Source organism: Idiomarina sp. HB (assembly GCF_048059115.1).
GTDB classification, from domain to species: Bacteria; Pseudomonadota; Gammaproteobacteria; order Enterobacterales; family Alteromonadaceae; genus Idiomarina; species Idiomarina abyssalis.
Map to the genome: position 1 here is coordinate 1 of NZ_JAYLVU010000003.1, position 14,835 is coordinate 14,835.

Below are 14,835 nucleotides of genomic sequence, written 5' to 3' on the forward strand. Positions count from 1 at the left end.
ACCGCTCGACTTGCATGTGTTAGGCCTGCCGCCAGCGTTCAATCTGAGCCATGATCAAACTCTTCAATTAAAAGTAGTTCAATCAACTCAATGAATTACGCGTTTTTGCTTAGCTTCATAATGAAACCTTGCTGAACACTCATTCAAAAGTTGCAATACAAATATTTCTGTTTGCTTACTTCTGCAAGTGCCCACACAGTTTGCTTGGCTTGATATAATTGTTAAAGAGCGTTGCTTCTTTCGAAGCAGGGAGCGTATTCTACACTTCCCAGTCGTTTCGTCAACCACTTTTTAGCGGCTTTTTTCAGCCCGGTTGAAACAAAACGCCGTTGCCTGAATCCCTTCCGGATAACTCATGACAACGGCGGCGAATTATAGTGATCTCTCTGAGCCTTTCAAGATCTTTTTTTGATCTCAAACATCAACTGACTAAAAAACAAACTAACCACTTTAAAGCCCCTTATTATTGAACGATTTTAAATCTATTTTGTTGTTTTTTTGTGCTTTATTTGAACTGTTGTTATATTAAAGTCTCAAATAATAAATGGACTCAATTTAGGGGCTTCGATTATATGCGCTGGAAATTAATTACGTTTACCTGTTTACTTGTGGCAACTCTAAATCCGAGCGCAATACGAACGAGCAGTGCTATCACTCTTGATAGCAACACAACAAGTTCAGAGTCCGATTTAAAAAGTACCTACCGAAATATCATTGATAACCACCTAAACAAAAATTTTTCGATTATGCGCACAGTCCGCATTTTAATTAACCATTACCCTGAGCACGCCAGCTATATTGTTGATGCAGCATTTGATGCGAGGGAAAATCGAGTTAAAGCCATTGTCGTTGCTGCGATGCAGGCGGAACCCGCTGTTACCTACAGCGTGGTCGACATAGCTATTCAGCGCTACCCTGACTTGTGTGACGCTATCGTCGAATCGGCTATTCAAACCGAACCGGCTTATATCGACGACATCATTAGTATTGCTCTCAAACGAGAACCTGGGCAAGCAGACATAATTATACGAAAAGCAGTGGCATCACACCCAGACTTCACCGAATCCGTTTTGCGAACTGCGGCAAAGGAAGCACCTAACTCTATACTCTCCTCAATAACCGAATCTATTAAAGCACTGCCAGACACAGCTACGGCACTAGTCTCTGTGTTAAAAGACTTCTTTGTCGGCACTGATAAAGAAAAGCAGAACTACAGTTTGAATAAGGAAGAGTGGAGATTGCTTACTTTAGAAGCAAAGCAGTCGGGAGTAAGCCGTAAAGAACTTGAGTGGCTGGTTAATGAAGGGTATTTAGAAAAGGAGACGTTAGCGAAAATCTTTGACGAGAAGCTAAACTAAAAAATCGCAATTCCAAAAACAAAAAAGCCGACTGCGTACAGTCGGCTTTTTAACTTTCTGAATCAGTTTACTCAGTAACTTCTTCCGCTACTTCTTCAACTTCTTCTACTTCTGGGCGACCAACTAATTCAATGTAAGCCATTGGTGCGTTATCACCTGTACGGAAGCCACACTTCATAATACGAGTGTAACCACCTGGGCGTTCTTCATAACGCGGACCTAACTCATTAAACAGCTTGCCAACAACTTCTTTGTCACGTGTGCGTGCGAACGCCAGACGACGATTTGCTACGCTGTCTTGTTTTGCCATTGTGATCAACGGCTCAACAACGCGACGTAACTCTTTTGCTTTTGGCAAAGTCGTCTTGATGATCTCATGACGCACCAAAGAGCTTGCCATGTTGCGGAACATTGCCTGACGATGGCTGCTGTTTCGATTTAGTTGACGACCACTCTTACGATGGCGCATACCTATACCCTTCTCAGTAAATCTATTACTAAGGTGACCTTAGTCGTTATCAATTAAGCTAGCTGGTGGCCAGTTCTCAAGGCGCATGCCAAGAGACAAACCACGTGAAGCCAACACGTCTTTGATTTCAGTCAACGACTTTTTACCTAAGTTCGGAGTTTTTAACAACTCGACCTCAGTCCGTTGTACTAAGTCACCAATGTACTGAATCGCTTCTGCTTTTAAGCAGTTCGCAGATCGAACAGTCAATTCCAAGTCGTCTACCGGACGAAGAAGAATCGGATCAAACTCCGGTTTCTCTTCTTTCTCTTCCGGTTCGCTGATATCACGAAGTTCAACGAAGGCATCCAGCTGCTCAGCTAAAATTGTTGCTGCACGGCGGATTGCTTCTTCTGGATCCAATGTACCATTGGTTTCCATTTCGATAACCAGCTTATCTAAGTCGGTGCGCTGCTCAACACGTGCCGCATCTACAGAATATGCAATGCGCTCAACCGGGCTGAACGACGCGTCGACAAGTAGACGACCGATTGGACGTTCATCATCATCAGCGGACTGACGTGATGCCGCAGGCACGTAACCGCGACCACGTTCAACTTTAACTCGCATAACGAGTTCATAGTCGCCTGTCAAATGACAGATAACGTGCTCAGGATTAACGATTTCAACATCACCATCGTGCGTGAAATCGCCTGCTGTTACAGGACCTGCTCCGGATTTATTCAAAGTCAGAGTCGCTTCATCTTTACCTTCAATGCTGACAGCCAGCCCTTTCAGGTTTAACAAAACTTCAATGACATCTTCCTGAACGCCCTCTTTGCTGCTGTATTCGTGCAGCACGCCATCGATTTCAACCTCAGTCACTGCACAGCCTGGCATTGACGACAGTAAAATGCGACGTAACGCATTACCCAGTGTATAACCAAAGCCGCGTTCCAGAGGCTCCAGTGTCACCTTGGCATGAGTCGGGCTGATTTGCTCGATGTCGACTAACCTCGGCTTTAGGAATTCGGTAACAGAACCCTGCATTGTGTCCTCTCTCTATGCTTAAGCTTTACTTAGAGTAAAGCTCTACGATCAACTGTTCGTTAATTTCAGCAGACAAGTCGCTACGTTCTGGAAGACGTTTAAATTCACCTTCCAATTTGCTGTTGTCTACTTCTATCCAGACTGGCTTCTCGCGTTGTTCTGCAAGCTCCAGTGCTGCTCCGATACGTGCCTGCTTTTTCGCTTTTTCGCGAACAGAAACGACATCTTCAGGACGAACCTTGAACGATGGAATGTTCACTACCTGACCATTCACAACAACTGCTTTGTGACTGACCAGCTGACGAGCTTCTGCGCGTGTTGACGCAAAACCCATGCGATACACTACGTTATCCAAGCGCTGTTCCAGCAACTGCAACAGGTTCTCACCGGTATTGCCTTTCAGTCGTGCAGCTTCTTTGTAGTAGTTACGAAATTGCTTTTCCAGAACGCCGTACATACGACGAACTTTCTGTTTCTCACGCAACTGAACACCGTAGTCTGACAAACGGCCGCGACGCGCGCCGTGTTGTCCTGGTGCAGTCTCGATCTTACATTTAGAATCGATTGCGCGAACGCCGCTTTTCAGGAACAAATCTGTTCCTTCGCGACGGCTCAGCTTGAGCTTAGGACCCAAATATCTTGCCATGATCTTTCTCCAACTATCGATTCACGCCTTAAACGCGACGTTTCTTAGGCGGACGACAACCGTTGTGAGGAATCGGTGTCACATCGGTAATATTTGTGATTTTGTAACCAACGGCGTTCAGGGCACGAATCGATGATTCACGACCTGGGCCTGGACCATTCACAAATACTTCCAGGTTTTTCAGTCCGTATTCCTTCGCCATTTCACCTGCTCGTTCTGCTGCAACCTGTGCTGCGAACGGCGTTGATTTCCGTGAACCACGGAAGCCCGATCCACCTGCGGTAGCCCACGCTAATGCGTTACCCTGGCGATCAGTAATGGTAATAATGGTGTTGTTGAAAGATGCATGTACGTGAGCCATGCCATCGGCGACCTGCTTTTTAACGCGCTTTCGAGAGCGAGTTGGTGTTTTAGCCATTACTCAATCCCCCTATTTCTTAATTGGTTTGCGCGGACCTTTACGAGTGCGCGCATTTGTTTTAGTGCGCTGCCCACGTAGAGGTAAGCTACGACGATGACGAAGTCCACGGAAACACCCGAGGTCCATCAAACGTTTAATGTTCATAGATACTTCACGACGCAGATCGCCTTCTACTGCGAACTTTGATACTGCGTCACGAAGCGCGTCCAGTTTGTCTTCTGACAATGAACCAATCTTAGTGTCTTCAGCAATACCCGTTGCAGCAAGAATCTGCTGTGAACGAGTACGGCCAACACCGTAGATTGCAGTCAAGGCAATGACTGCATGCTTATTGTCAGGAACGTTAATGCCAGCGATACGGGCCACTAACACGTCTCCTTTAATTTGTAGGCTTCAGTTGAAAAGCCCGTTAGGATACTCAACCGATTGCCGAATTGCAAATACTTCAAAGGCCGCGGCTGTTAAGCCGCTAGCCTTTCCTTCGAATCAACCTTGTCGTTGTTTATGCTTAGCATCAGTGCAAATAACGCGAACTACACCGTTACGCTTGATGATTTTGCAGTTACGACAGATTTTCTTCACGGAAGCACGAACTTTCATTGCTACTCTCCGTTCTACCCAATCTTACCGGCCGTAGCCTTTGAGATTGGCTTTTTTCAGGACAGAGTCATATTGATGCGACATCATATGAGTCTGAACCTGTGCCATAAAGTCCATGATAACAACAACGATAATCAATAATGATGTACCGCCGAAGTAGAATTGCACATTCCATGCAATCATCATGAACTCCGGAACCAAACAGACAAAGGTAATGTACAGTGCGCCTGCTAATGTCAAGCGCGTCATTACTTTATCGATATATCTCGAGGTTTGCTCACCTGGGCGTATACCCGGGATAAACGCACCTGACTTCTTCAAGTTATCCGCTGTTTCGCGAGGGTTAAATACCAACGCTGTATAGAAGAAACAGAAGAAGATTATCGCAGCCGCGTACAATAACACATATAACGGCTGACCGGGAGACAATGTCATTGATACTTGCTGCAAAAAGTCTGCAACCGCACCTTCACCAGAGCCAAACCAAGTGGCAATGGTACCCGGAAATAAAATAATACTCGACGCGAAAATTGGTGGAATAACACCTGCCATATTCACTTTCAATGGCAAGTGAGTGCTTTGTGCAGCGAATACCTTACGACCCTGTTGACGCTTGGCGTAGTTAACGACGATACGACGTTGACCACGTTCAACAAAAACAACGAAGTAGGTTACTGCAATAACCACAACACCAATTAACAATAACAATAACAAGTGCAAGTCACCTTGACGCGCTTGTTCGGCAGTTTGGCCGATAGCGGAAGGTAATCCTGCAACAATACCCACAAAGATCAGGATAGAGATACCGTTGCCTATACCACGCTCAGTAATTTGTTCACCTAGCCACATAAGGAACATTGTCCCTGTGACTAAGCTCACAATAGCAGTGAAATAGAAGCCGAAACCAGGGTCTATTACGAGTCCTGGCATTAAGTTTGGTAAGCCAGTAGCTATACCAATCGACTGGAACGTAGCCAGTATTAAAGTACCCCACCGCGTATACTGGTTTATCTTACGACGACCAGATTCACCTTCTTTCTTAAGCTCGGCCAGGCGTGGATGAACCACACTTGCCAACTGCATAATAATCGAAGCCGAAATATACGGCATAATACCTAATGCAAATACTGAAGCGCGCTCCAAGGCACCACCGCTGAACATGTTAAACATAGCAACGATGGTATCTTTCTGCTGCTCGAATAGCTGAGCTAATACAGCGGCATCAATACCAGGAATAGGCACAAAGGAGCCCGCTCGGAAAACGATAATCGCTCCTAACACAAACAACAGGCGACGCTTAAGTTCCGACAAGCCACCTTGCGCTCGATTTGATTCCAATCCTGGTTTAGCCATTTGCTCTATCCTTCGATTTTGCCGCCAGCAGCTTCAATAGCTTCGCGAGCGCCTTTGGTGACTTTCAGACCTTTTACAGTCACAGCACGACTTAACTCACCAGATTTGATGACTTTAGCGTGTAGTACGTTCTTACGAACGAGACCTGCTGCTTTCAAAGTCGCCAGTTCAACGGTATCACCGTCAACCTTCGCGATCTCTGCCAAGTTTACTTCCGCAGTAACCATTGCTTTGCGAGAAGTAAAACCAAATTTTGGCAGACGACGTTGAATTGGCATTTGTCCGCCCTCGAAACCTGGCTTAACAGTACCACCAGAGCGAGATTTCTGCCCTTTGTGGCCACGTCCACCAGTCTTTCCAAGACCTGAACCAATACCGCGTCCAACGCGCTTTTTGCTGCTTTTTGCACCAGGTGCGGGAGCAAGAGTATTAAGTTCCATCGCTTATCCCTCCACCTTAACCATGTAATTAACTCGGTTCACCATACCGCGGACTGCAGCAGTGTCTTCCAACTCTACTGTGTGACCAATGCGGCGGAGACCCAAGCCACGTAGTGTAGCTTTATGCTTCGGCAAACGGCCGATAGAGCTACGCGTCTGTGTTACTTTGATTGTCTTATTCGCCATTGTTCACTACCCCAGTATTTCGTCAACGCGCAATCCACGCTTCGCCGCAACTTGCTCCGGCGATTTCATGCCGTTCAACGCTTTGATAGTCGCGCGAACAACGTTGATTGGGTTGGTTGAACCGTATGCTTTTGACAGCACGTTATGTACACCTGAAACTTCCAGAACCGCACGCATTGCACCACCAGCGATGATACCCGTACCTTCTGAAGCAGGTTGCATGTATACCTGTGAACCTGAATGACGCCCTTTAACAGGGTGCTGTAAAGTGTCGCCTTTCAGCTGAACGGTAACCATATTGCGACGTGCTTTTTCCATTGCTTTTTGAATAGCAGCGGGTACTTCACGCGCTTTACCATAACCAAAACCGACTTTACCTTTACCGTCGCCAACCACAGTCAGTGCAGTGAAGCTAAAGATACGACCACCTTTAACAACCTTTGCTACACGATTAACTGTGATCAACTTTTCTATCAGTTCACCGGTTTGAGCTTCTACATTTGCCATGTTCGTCTCCTAGAACTGAAGTCCGGCTTCACGAGCTGCGTCCGCTAATGCGGCTACGCGACCGTGGTATTTAAAACCACTACGATCGAAAGAAACGCTTTTAACGCCTTTTTCAATCGCTCGTTCAGCGATAGTTTTGCCCACGACTTTGGCTGCATCTACATTACCTGTAGATTTAAGCCCTTCGCGAACACTTTTCTCTGCAGTCGATGCGGCTGCCAGCACTTCAGAACCGTTAGGTGCGATCAACTGTGCGTAAATATGCCGTGGTGTACGGTGAACGACCAGGCGATTTGCACCCAACTCTTTAATTTGTTTACGTGCGCGAGTAGCACGACGTAAGCGAGCTGCTTTATTGTCCATCGTATTACCCTACTTTTTCTTGGCTTCTTTACGGCGCACTTGCTCGTCAGCATAACGAACGCCTTTGCCTTTATAAGGCTCTGGCTTACGGTATGCGCGAATGTTAGCGGCAACTTGACCAACTAACTGCTTATCTGCACCTTTAACGACGACTTCAGTCTGAGTCGGAGTATCGATTGTAATTCCTTCTGGAATTTCGAACTCCACAGGATGCGAAAAGCCTAGCGTCAGGTTCAGTTTTTTACCTTGTGCTTGCGCACGGTAACCAACACCCATCAACTGTAACTTACGTTCGAATCCTTTAGTGACTCCGACCACCATGTTTTGCAACAATGCACGAGCCGTACCAGCTTGAGCAGTTGAGTTAGCAACACCTTCACGGGCGTTAGTACGTAACTCACTGTCTTCTTTCACTAGTTCAACTGCATCGTTTACAACACGACTCAGTGAGCCCTGGGCACCTTTAATCGTGACTTCCTGGCCATTTAGCGTAACTTCAACGCCAGCAGGAATTTCAATGGGTGCTTTAGCAACACGTGACATTTCCTACCTCCTAATTACGCTACGTAACCGATAATTTCGCCACCAAGACCAGCTTGGCGAGCGGCACGATCAGTCATCAGGCCTTTAGACGTCGAAACTACTGCGATGCCAAGGCCACCCATTACGTTAGGCAGCTCGTTGCGTTTCTTATAGATACGCAGACCGGGGCGACTAACGCGCTCGATTGTTTCAATTACTGGCTTGCCTTCGAAATATTTCAATTCGACTTCAAGCTCAGGTTTAACAGTACTCTCGGCACTGTAACCAGTAATAAAACCTTCTTCTTTCAGAACTTGAGCAATCGCCACTTTCTGCTTAGAAGACGGCATTTTAACCGTTACTTTGTTAGCACCTTGAGCGTTGCGAATGCGTGTGAACATATCCGCAATTGGATCTTGCATGCTCATATTTGCTTTCTCCCGTGATTCGTGGCTTACCAGCTAGCTTTTTTCAAGCCAGGAATTTCACCGCGCATCGCCATCTCACGGACCTTGATTCGGCTCATACCGAATTTACGAAGGAAACCATGAGGACGACCAGTTATACGACAACGGTTACGTTGACGCGTCGGACTGGCATCACGTGGGAGCTGTTGCAACTTAAGTACGGCTTCCCAACGCTCTTCGTCTGATGCTTTAGGGTCATTAATGACCGTTTTCAGTGCGTTGCGTTTTTCTGCGTATTTTGAAGCGATTTTAGCTCGCTTCACGTCACGCGCTTTCATTGACTGTTTTGCCATAACTCTACACCTTACTTTCTGAACGGGAAGTTAAAGGCAGCTAGCAAAGCACGAGCTTCGTCATCTGTGCCAGCATTAGTGGTAATGGTGATATCCAGACCACGTACCTTGTCGACTTTGTCATAGTCGACTTCCGGAAAGATGATCTGCTCACGAACACCCATGCTGTAATTACCACGACCATCGAACGATTTAGGGTTCAGGCCACGGAAGTCACGGATACGTGGGATTGCAATCGAAATTAAGCGTTGCAAAAAGTCCCACATGCGCTCGCCGCGCAGAGTTACTTTACAGCCAATCGGGAAGCCTTCACGGACTTTGAAACCGGCGACAGACTTGCGTGCCACAGTACGAATTGGCTTTTGACCAGAGATAGCCTCTAGGTCCGCCACTGCGTTATCAAGTACTTTTTTGTCAGCCAGAGCTTCACCAACACCCATGTTAAGGGTGATTTTTTCAATCCGAGGGACTTGCATGACGCTGTTGTAGCTGAACTCTTTCATCAGTCCAGGAACTACCGATTCTCTATAAAAATCATGCAGTTTCGCCATCGTAAAACTCCAAGTTTGAATTAAATGATTGCGTTGTTCGATTTGAAGAAGCGAACTTTCTTGCCATCTTCAATACGAAATCCAACACGATCTGCTTTACCTGTCTCTGGGTTAAGGATCGCTACGTTCGAAATGTGGATGGCTGCTTCTTGTTCAACGATGCCGCCAGATTCACCTAAAGCCGGATTTGGCTTCTGATGTTTCTTGACTACGTTGACGCCTTCCACGATCACGCGATCTTTATCAGTAAGAACTTTCAGGACTTTGCCTTGCTTGCCCTTGTCCTTACCTGCCAGGACGACTACTTCGTCATCACGTTTAATTTTTGCCGCCATAATTGACTCCTTATAGTACTTCTGGTGCCAGCGAGATAATCTTCATAAACTGCTCTGAACGCAGTTCACGAGTTACCGGCCCGAAAATACGAGTGCCAATGGGCTGTTGGTTGTTATTCAACAACACAGCCGCGTTGCGGTCAAAACGGATGACCGACCCGTCTTGTCGACGGACGCCTTTTCTGGTGCGAACGACCACCGCATTCACTACATCGCCTTTCTTCACCTTACCGCGAGGAATTGCTTCCTTAACAGTAACTTTGATGATATCGCCGATGTTTGCGTAGCGACGGTGCGAACCACCTAGAACCTTAATACATTGTACGCTGCGCGCGCCGGAGTTATCGGCAACGTCCAGGGTAGTTTGCATTTGGATCATTTCAGTGCCCCGCTTAGTTAAAAAAACAGACCCTCTCGGGTCGTGCTGCCTTTGGTTTTTCCCTTATAAAAAGGGCCGCGAATTGTAACAGATAAAATTTAGGAGTGGTAGGGTAATCTCAGAATTTTTCGTAGGTGTACGGTGAACTAACGACTATAACGGTTTAGTTTAGTTGGATTGCGGCAAAACCAATGGTAAATTCAATACTTTAAGTTGCTCTACGACATCCACCTTATATAAAGAGCACAAGCTGACTTGGGACTTCGATGGTATGAATCTGTTATTCATTATTTTTGCCCCATTTTTTGGTGCGCTCTTACCACTATTGGTTAAACGTGCTTCACGACCGGTAAAAACCGGAGTTACATTACTGGTTCCTGTTCTGTGCTTAATTGTTTTATTTCAATACGCACCTACAACGTTAGCTGGTGATGTCCCCAAACAAATGGTTGAGTGGCTTCCCGGCATCGGTCTGGACTTTGCTGTTCGGCTCGATGGACTCTCTCTGCTCTTTGTCGGGCTTATCTTAGGAATTGGCGTACTCATTATTACATACGCCCACTATTATTTAAGTCGCGAAGACGATGAAGCTCGTTTTTATGCGTGCTTATTGTTATTCATGTCATCGATGCTTGGCATCGTTATGGCCGACAACATCTTATTAATGTGGGTGTTTTGGGAACTGACCAGTATTTCTTCCTTTCTACTGATTGGTTACTGGTTCCATAGTAGTGATGCCCGACGCGGTGCGCGAATGGCACTGGCAACGACCGGAGCCGGCGGACTCGCTTTATTGGCGGGTTTGCTTATTATTGGCAATATCGCCGGCAGTTATCAGTTAGATGATATTTTTGCGGCGGCGGAACAAATAAAGGCTCATGCCTATTATGTCCCCGCTTTAATATTGGTTTTACTTGGCGCCTTCACTAAGTCAGCGCAGTTCCCTTTTCAGTTCTGGCTGCCACACGCTATGGCGGCCCCAACTCCGGTCAGTGCATACTTACACTCAGCTACCATGGTAAAGGCAGGTATCTTTTTACTGGCACGTTTTCACCCGGTATTAGCTGAGACTGAGCTCTGGTTTACCCTAGTAACTTTAACCGGCTTAATCACCATGTTAGTAGGTGCTTACTTTGCGCTGCTAAAACATGACTTAAAAGGACTACTGGCATTCTCTACCGTGAGTCATCTCGGTCTCATTTGTATGTTACTCGGCATTGGCACGCAGGGTGCTGTCATAGCCGCCTTATTCCACATTATTAATCACGCTTGTTTTAAAGCCGGTCTATTCATGACCGCCGGTATTATTGACCATGAATCAGGCACGCGTGACATGCGCAAATTACAAGGCTTAATGAGCCTGATGCCAATTACCGCAACATTGGCCATGATTGTTGCTGCCTCTATGGCAGGCATTCCGCCTTTCAATGGCTTTATGTCGAAAGAGCTCTTCCTTGATCAGGCACTCCAACAACACCTATTTGGCGGATTGTCCTGGTTTATTCCAATCCTGGCGACAGTCGGAGCGATGCTTTCCGTAGCCTACTCTATTCGTTTTATCCATGACGTTTTCTTTAACGGTGAATACAAAGAGTTACCAAAGAAGCCTCATGACCCACCAAGGATGATGTCGGCTCCGGTCGTTGTTCTGGCTTTACTGTGTATCGCTATCGGGCTGGCTCCGATGACAATGGTTTCGGGCATACTTGATCAGGCTGCAGCCGCAGTTACTGCCGCCCCTGTTCAGGTTAAATTGTCTTTATGGCACGGATTCAATATACCTTTACTCATGAGTGCTGTAGCGGTTGTCGGCGGAATCCTTATTTACCTTGCGCGAGACCAGCTATTTACTTTCAACCGACAGTTTGACGGACAGGACGCGAAACACAACTTTGAGCACATTATTCAAAAAGTGTCGGACGCCGCAGCAAACTTCTATGAGCGGTTAGATACAGGTTCGCTGCAGCGTTATATTGCGTTTGTGCTTATCAGTGTCATTGTTGTCTTATTGCCGTCATTAAGTGATTTAAGTGTCGTCACCGGGGGCAAACCGCAACTGCCCGTTGATATGGTTAGTATGGTGGGTGCTCTGGTCCTTATTGGAGCGGCATTTGCAACAGCAACATTACACCGCAACCGTTTTGTCATGCTAAGCATGTTATCGGTCGTTGGCCTGGTTGTATCACTGGCGTTTGCGCATTTTTCGGCGCCCGATTTAGCAATGACTCAGTTAGTCGTGGAAGTAGTTAGCATTATTTTGATGATACTGGCGCTATTCTTTATGCCACAAAAAACCAGTCGGGCTTCCTCAGGACACCGCGTTTTTAGAGACATTATTATTGCCAGCTTTATTGGTGGTATTGTCGCGACACTTAACTTCGCCATTCTTACCTCACCGTTTGAAAGCATTTCCGACTTTTTCCTTGCCAATGCCAAATCCGGTGGCGGTGGAACAAACGTGGTTAATGTTATTTTGGTAGATTTCCGTGGCTTCGATACATTAGGTGAAATTACCGTGCTGGCTATAGCAGCAGCCGGCATTCATAAACTCTTAAACAAACTGAAGCCCTTTATGCCATCCAGCGATATCGATGGCCGCCCCTGGCATCGTATCAAACACCCACTGATGTTAACTACGGTAGCTAATATCATTCTGCCTATAGCGATGATCGTTGCAGCCTACATCTTCCTTAGAGGACATAACTTACCCGGTGGCGGCTTTATCGCCGGGCTTATTGTCGCATCCGCCATGATCCTGCAATACATCGCAAATGGTGTTGATTGGGTAAAAGAAAGGTTCAATGTTAATTACCAGTCACTTATGTCATTTGGTGTAATGACCGCGGCATTAACGGGTATTGGTAGCTGGGTGTTTAATAAACCCTTCCTGACATCATGGTTCACCTACTTAGAATGGCCGTTGGTTGGTAAGTTTGAATTTGCAACAGCCTTACTGTTCGATTTGGGCGTTTTCCTGACTGTTGTCGGCGCAACCATGATGATTTTAAGTAACTTTGGCAAGATGACGACGCGTCATCGCCCAACGCATGAGGGACATTAATGGAAACTTTATACTCTGTTACCGTTGGCGTTTTGACCGCATGCAGCGTTTTCCTTATTTTACGCGGCCGCTCTTTTCCTGTGGTCGTGGGCATCACTATGCTGTCTTACGCTGTTAATTTATTTCTCTTTTCCACCGGACGACTCACAATAGACGGGGCACCAATTTATGGTACCCAGGAAACTTATGCAGATCCGTTGCCTCAAGCTCTGGTTCTTACCGCTATTGTTATCGGTTTTGCAATGACAGCTTATTCGATCATCTTAGCCGTACGCGCCCGTGGAGAAATTGGAACGGACGAAGTTAATCAGCAGGATAACAGCACGGAGGGCAACCGCTAATGTGGCAACAACATTTGGCGATACTTCCGATTTTAGTGCCGCTTTTTGCAGCACTCTTACAACTTCTGCCTTGGGGAGATAGACCTCAACCCAAAAGAAGAGCTATTGGTCTTCTGGCAAGTATATTGACGCTCGTACTAAGCATCGCGTTACTCATTCAGGTTAACCAGGACCAAATGATTGTTTATGCTCTGGGAAACTGGTCGGCGCCGTTTGGCATTGTCCTGATGGTAGACAAACTCAGTGCATTGATGATGCTGATAACCGCGATATTAGCCCTGCCCGTTCTGATTTATGGCTGCTACGCTGAGGATAATCTCGGCTCCCATTTCCAGGCCCTATTCCAATTTCAGATTATGGGCATAATGGGGGCTTTTGCCACGGGCGATATTTTCAACTTATTCGTATTTTTTGAGGTGCTTTTAATTTCTTCGTATGCATTACTTATGCATGGAGGAGGAAAATTCCGTTTACGCACCACATTGCATTATGTCCTGCTTAACCTGTTAGGTTCTGCGCTTTTCTTAATAGGCATAGGTACGTTGTATGGTGTGACTGGTACGCTGAATATGGCTGACCTTGCCACACAAATTCAACAGTTAACCGGTGATCAAGCCGCTTTAGCGAAAGCCGGCGGTATGATGCTATTAATCGTTTTCGGAATAAAAGCAGCTATCTTACCTCTGCATTTCTGGTTGCCTCAGGCATACTCTACAACCACCGGAGTGGTAGCTGCGTTGTTTGCGATAATGACGAAGGTCGGGGTCTACGCTATCGTTCGGGTTTACACTCTTATTTTTGGTCCCGAAGCAAACGAACTGGCTTTTATTGCCCATGACTGGTTATGGGTTATGGGTCTTATTACCATGTTGGCCGGAGCCATTGGTATTCTTGGCGCACGCGACCTGAGGTTATTAGTCGCCTATTTGGTCGTCATTTCTATAGGCACGCTTATAGCGACATACAGCTTAAATGACATAGCCACCACCGGCGCAATGCTGTTTTATTTAATACACTCGACCTTTATTACTGGTGCGTTGTTCTTATTGGCTGATCTCATTGCATTTGAGCGTGGTAAAACAGCCTCTCGCATTGTCTCTGGTAAGAAAATGGCAAATCACTCAACCTATTCTGTCATGTTCCTGGTCGCAGCAATTGCAATTATCGGATTACCACCGCTGTCCGGCTTTGTTGGAAAGCTCTTTATATTAGAGTCGGCCAGTCCGAATGGAACAAACTTTTGGCTGTGGGGGGCTGTATTAGGCGCCACCCTTATTATGCTTATTTCTGTAACCAGAGCGGGAAGTAAGATGCTTTGGCACACGCTATCAGGCAAACCTAATGAGCAATCGGCTCCTTTAGGCAAACGCGCTGCAGTCATCATGCTGCTTGCGCTGTCACTGACCATGACAATTTTTGCCAACCCTATTCGTAGTTACACTACTGATGTCGCGGAGCAGCTTTATGATATACAACAGTATCCATCACGCGTACTAACTGAAGGGGAGAAATAA

Annotated in this window: 21 protein-coding genes and 1 rRNA gene; 4 read left to right on the plus strand and 18 right to left on the minus strand. The window is 46.4% G+C overall.

Annotation, left to right across the window (positions count from 1 at the left end):
• Positions 1-70, minus strand: a 16S ribosomal RNA gene (locus VBY75_RS09285); the annotation flags it as partial.
• A gap of 676 nt (positions 71-746) precedes the next feature.
• Between VBY75_RS09285 and VBY75_RS09290 the strand changes: the two genes are divergently transcribed.
• A complete protein-coding gene (locus VBY75_RS09290; RefSeq protein ID WP_233399473.1) occupies positions 747-1,358 on the plus strand; it encodes a hypothetical protein in 612 nt (203 codons plus the stop codon).
• Positions 1,359-1,425: 67 nt separating this feature from the next.
• On the opposite strand, the gene rplQ is transcribed toward VBY75_RS09290, so the two are convergent.
• The 17 genes from rplQ to rplN form a co-directional block, all read right to left on the minus strand.
• Complete coding sequence (gene rplQ, locus VBY75_RS09295) at positions 1,426-1,827, minus strand: 50S ribosomal protein L17 (protein ID WP_034822551.1); 402 nt, start codon at positions 1,825-1,827, stop codon at positions 1,426-1,428.
• A 39-nt stretch (positions 1,828-1,866) separates the two neighbouring features.
• A complete protein-coding gene (locus tag VBY75_RS09300) occupies positions 1,867-2,856 on the minus strand; it encodes a DNA-directed RNA polymerase subunit alpha (protein ID WP_054489083.1) in 990 nt (329 codons plus the stop codon).
• 25 nt (positions 2,857-2,881) lie between these two features.
• Complete coding sequence (gene rpsD / locus VBY75_RS09305) at positions 2,882-3,502, minus strand: 30S ribosomal protein S4 (protein WP_054489085.1); 621 nt, start codon at positions 3,500-3,502, stop codon at positions 2,882-2,884.
• Between the two features lie 28 nt (positions 3,503-3,530).
• Positions 3,531-3,920, minus strand: a complete 390-nt coding sequence (gene rpsK, locus VBY75_RS09310) for a 30S ribosomal protein S11 (RefSeq protein ID WP_011235125.1) — start codon at positions 3,918-3,920, stop codon at positions 3,531-3,533.
• A 12-nt stretch (positions 3,921-3,932) separates the two neighbouring features.
• Positions 3,933-4,289: a 30S ribosomal protein S13 gene (gene rpsM / locus VBY75_RS09315; RefSeq protein WP_011235126.1), complete on the minus strand. Its 357-nt coding sequence runs from the start codon at positions 4,287-4,289 to the stop codon at positions 3,933-3,935.
• A 120-nt stretch (positions 4,290-4,409) separates the two neighbouring features.
• A complete protein-coding gene (gene rpmJ / locus VBY75_RS09320; protein WP_006956433.1) occupies positions 4,410-4,523 on the minus strand; it encodes a 50S ribosomal protein L36 in 114 nt (37 codons plus the stop codon).
• Between the two features lie 24 nt (positions 4,524-4,547).
• On the minus strand, positions 4,548-5,876 hold the full coding sequence (secY, locus tag VBY75_RS09325; protein ID WP_054489087.1) for a preprotein translocase subunit SecY: 1,329 nt from the start codon (positions 5,874-5,876) through the stop codon (positions 4,548-4,550).
• A gap of 5 nt (positions 5,877-5,881) precedes the next feature.
• Positions 5,882-6,316: a 50S ribosomal protein L15 gene (gene rplO / locus VBY75_RS09330; protein WP_054489089.1), complete on the minus strand. Its 435-nt coding sequence runs from the start codon at positions 6,314-6,316 to the stop codon at positions 5,882-5,884.
• Positions 6,317-6,319: 3 nt separating this feature from the next.
• Complete coding sequence (rpmD, locus tag VBY75_RS09335; RefSeq protein WP_054489091.1) at positions 6,320-6,502, minus strand: 50S ribosomal protein L30; 183 nt, start codon at positions 6,500-6,502, stop codon at positions 6,320-6,322.
• A gap of 6 nt (positions 6,503-6,508) precedes the next feature.
• On the minus strand, positions 6,509-7,009 hold the full coding sequence (gene rpsE / locus VBY75_RS09340) for a 30S ribosomal protein S5 (protein ID WP_011235130.1): 501 nt from the start codon (positions 7,007-7,009) through the stop codon (positions 6,509-6,511).
• A gap of 9 nt (positions 7,010-7,018) precedes the next feature.
• Positions 7,019-7,372, minus strand: coding sequence for a 50S ribosomal protein L18 (gene rplR, locus VBY75_RS09345; protein WP_054489093.1), 354 nt, complete (start codon positions 7,370-7,372; stop codon positions 7,019-7,021).
• 9 nt (positions 7,373-7,381) lie between these two features.
• Positions 7,382-7,915 (minus strand): 50S ribosomal protein L6, encoded by a 534-nt coding sequence (gene rplF / locus VBY75_RS09350; protein WP_054489095.1) that lies wholly within the window; start codon positions 7,913-7,915, stop codon positions 7,382-7,384.
• 14 nt (positions 7,916-7,929) lie between these two features.
• Positions 7,930-8,322 carry a 30S ribosomal protein S8 gene (gene rpsH / locus VBY75_RS09355; RefSeq protein WP_011235133.1) on the minus strand — a complete coding sequence of 131 codons (393 nt, stop codon included), beginning with the start codon at positions 8,320-8,322 and terminating at the stop codon, positions 7,930-7,932.
• A gap of 26 nt (positions 8,323-8,348) precedes the next feature.
• Entirely contained in the window at positions 8,349-8,654 is a 306-nt protein-coding gene (gene rpsN, locus VBY75_RS09360) for a 30S ribosomal protein S14 (RefSeq protein ID WP_011235134.1), read from the minus strand.
• An 11-nt stretch (positions 8,655-8,665) separates the two neighbouring features.
• Positions 8,666-9,205, minus strand: coding sequence for a 50S ribosomal protein L5 (gene rplE, locus VBY75_RS09365; protein WP_054489097.1), 540 nt, complete (start codon positions 9,203-9,205; stop codon positions 8,666-8,668).
• A 20-nt stretch (positions 9,206-9,225) separates the two neighbouring features.
• A complete protein-coding gene (gene rplX, locus VBY75_RS09370; RefSeq protein WP_034822544.1) occupies positions 9,226-9,540 on the minus strand; it encodes a 50S ribosomal protein L24 in 315 nt (104 codons plus the stop codon).
• A gap of 10 nt (positions 9,541-9,550) precedes the next feature.
• Positions 9,551-9,919 carry a 50S ribosomal protein L14 gene (rplN, locus tag VBY75_RS09375; RefSeq protein WP_006956444.1) on the minus strand — a complete coding sequence of 123 codons (369 nt, stop codon included), beginning with the start codon at positions 9,917-9,919 and terminating at the stop codon, positions 9,551-9,553.
• Between the two features lie 271 nt (positions 9,920-10,190).
• Here rplN and VBY75_RS09380 point away from each other — a divergent pair, with 271 nt between their 5' ends.
• Genes VBY75_RS09380 through VBY75_RS09390 form a run of 3 tightly spaced genes read left to right on the plus strand, consistent with a single transcriptional unit; the run spans position 10,191 to position 14,835 of the window.
• Positions 10,191-12,980: a monovalent cation/H+ antiporter subunit A gene (locus tag VBY75_RS09380; RefSeq protein ID WP_416512200.1), complete on the plus strand. Its 2,790-nt coding sequence runs from the start codon at positions 10,191-10,193 to the stop codon at positions 12,978-12,980.
• The gene (locus VBY75_RS09385) at positions 12,980-13,321 is read left to right on the plus strand and encodes a Na+/H+ antiporter subunit C (protein WP_054489101.1); all 342 of its coding nucleotides are present in this window, start codon (positions 12,980-12,982) and stop codon (positions 13,319-13,321) included. Before VBY75_RS09380 ends, VBY75_RS09385 begins: the two co-directional genes overlap by 1 nt.
• On the plus strand, positions 13,321-14,835 hold the full coding sequence (locus tag VBY75_RS09390; RefSeq protein ID WP_278356595.1) for a monovalent cation/H+ antiporter subunit D: 1,515 nt from the start codon (positions 13,321-13,323) through the stop codon (positions 14,833-14,835). Before VBY75_RS09385 ends, VBY75_RS09390 begins: the two co-directional genes overlap by 1 nt.

Coding starts and splice junctions, on each gene's coding strand:
- VBY75_RS09290 (WP_233399473.1), top strand. CDS start 747: ATGCGCACAGTCCGCATTTTAATTAACCATTACCCTGAGCACGCCAGC.
- rplQ (WP_034822551.1), bottom strand. CDS start 1,827: ATGCGCCATCGTAAGAGTGGTCGTCAACTAAATCGAAACAGCAGCCAT.
- VBY75_RS09300 (WP_054489083.1), bottom strand. CDS start 2,856: ATGCAGGGTTCTGTTACCGAATTCCTAAAGCCGAGGTTAGTCGACATC.
- rpsD (WP_054489085.1), bottom strand. CDS start 3,502: ATGGCAAGATATTTGGGTCCTAAGCTCAAGCTGAGCCGTCGCGAAGGA.
- rpsK (WP_011235125.1), bottom strand. CDS start 3,920: ATGGCTAAAACACCAACTCGCTCTCGAAAGCGCGTTAAAAAGCAGGTC.
- rpmJ (WP_006956433.1), bottom strand. CDS start 4,523: ATGAAAGTTCGTGCTTCCGTGAAGAAAATCTGTCGTAACTGCAAAATC.
- secY (WP_054489087.1), bottom strand. CDS start 5,876: ATGGCTAAACCAGGATTGGAATCAAATCGAGCGCAAGGTGGCTTGTCG.
- rplO (WP_054489089.1), bottom strand. CDS start 6,316: ATGGAACTTAATACTCTTGCTCCCGCACCTGGTGCAAAAAGCAGCAAA.
- rpmD (WP_054489091.1), bottom strand. CDS start 6,502: ATGGCGAATAAGACAATCAAAGTAACACAGACGCGTAGCTCTATCGGC.
- rpsE (WP_011235130.1), bottom strand. CDS start 7,009: ATGGCAAATGTAGAAGCTCAAACCGGTGAACTGATAGAAAAGTTGATC.
- rplR (WP_054489093.1), bottom strand. CDS start 7,372: ATGGACAATAAAGCAGCTCGCTTACGTCGTGCTACTCGCGCACGTAAA.
- rplF (WP_054489095.1), bottom strand. CDS start 7,915: ATGTCACGTGTTGCTAAAGCACCCATTGAAATTCCTGCTGGCGTTGAA.
- rpsH (WP_011235133.1), bottom strand. CDS start 8,322: ATGAGCATGCAAGATCCAATTGCGGATATGTTCACACGCATTCGCAAC.
- rpsN (WP_011235134.1), bottom strand. CDS start 8,654: ATGGCAAAACAGTCAATGAAAGCGCGTGACGTGAAGCGAGCTAAAATC.
- rplE (WP_054489097.1), bottom strand. CDS start 9,205: ATGGCGAAACTGCATGATTTTTATAGAGAATCGGTAGTTCCTGGACTG.
- rplX (WP_034822544.1), bottom strand. CDS start 9,540: ATGGCGGCAAAAATTAAACGTGATGACGAAGTAGTCGTCCTGGCAGGT.
- rplN (WP_006956444.1), bottom strand. CDS start 9,919: ATGATCCAAATGCAAACTACCCTGGACGTTGCCGATAACTCCGGCGCG.
- VBY75_RS09380 (WP_416512200.1), top strand. CDS start 10,191: ATGAATCTGTTATTCATTATTTTTGCCCCATTTTTTGGTGCGCTCTTA.
- VBY75_RS09385 (WP_054489101.1), top strand. CDS start 12,980: ATGGAAACTTTATACTCTGTTACCGTTGGCGTTTTGACCGCATGCAGC.
- VBY75_RS09390 (WP_278356595.1), top strand. CDS start 13,321: ATGTGGCAACAACATTTGGCGATACTTCCGATTTTAGTGCCGCTTTTT.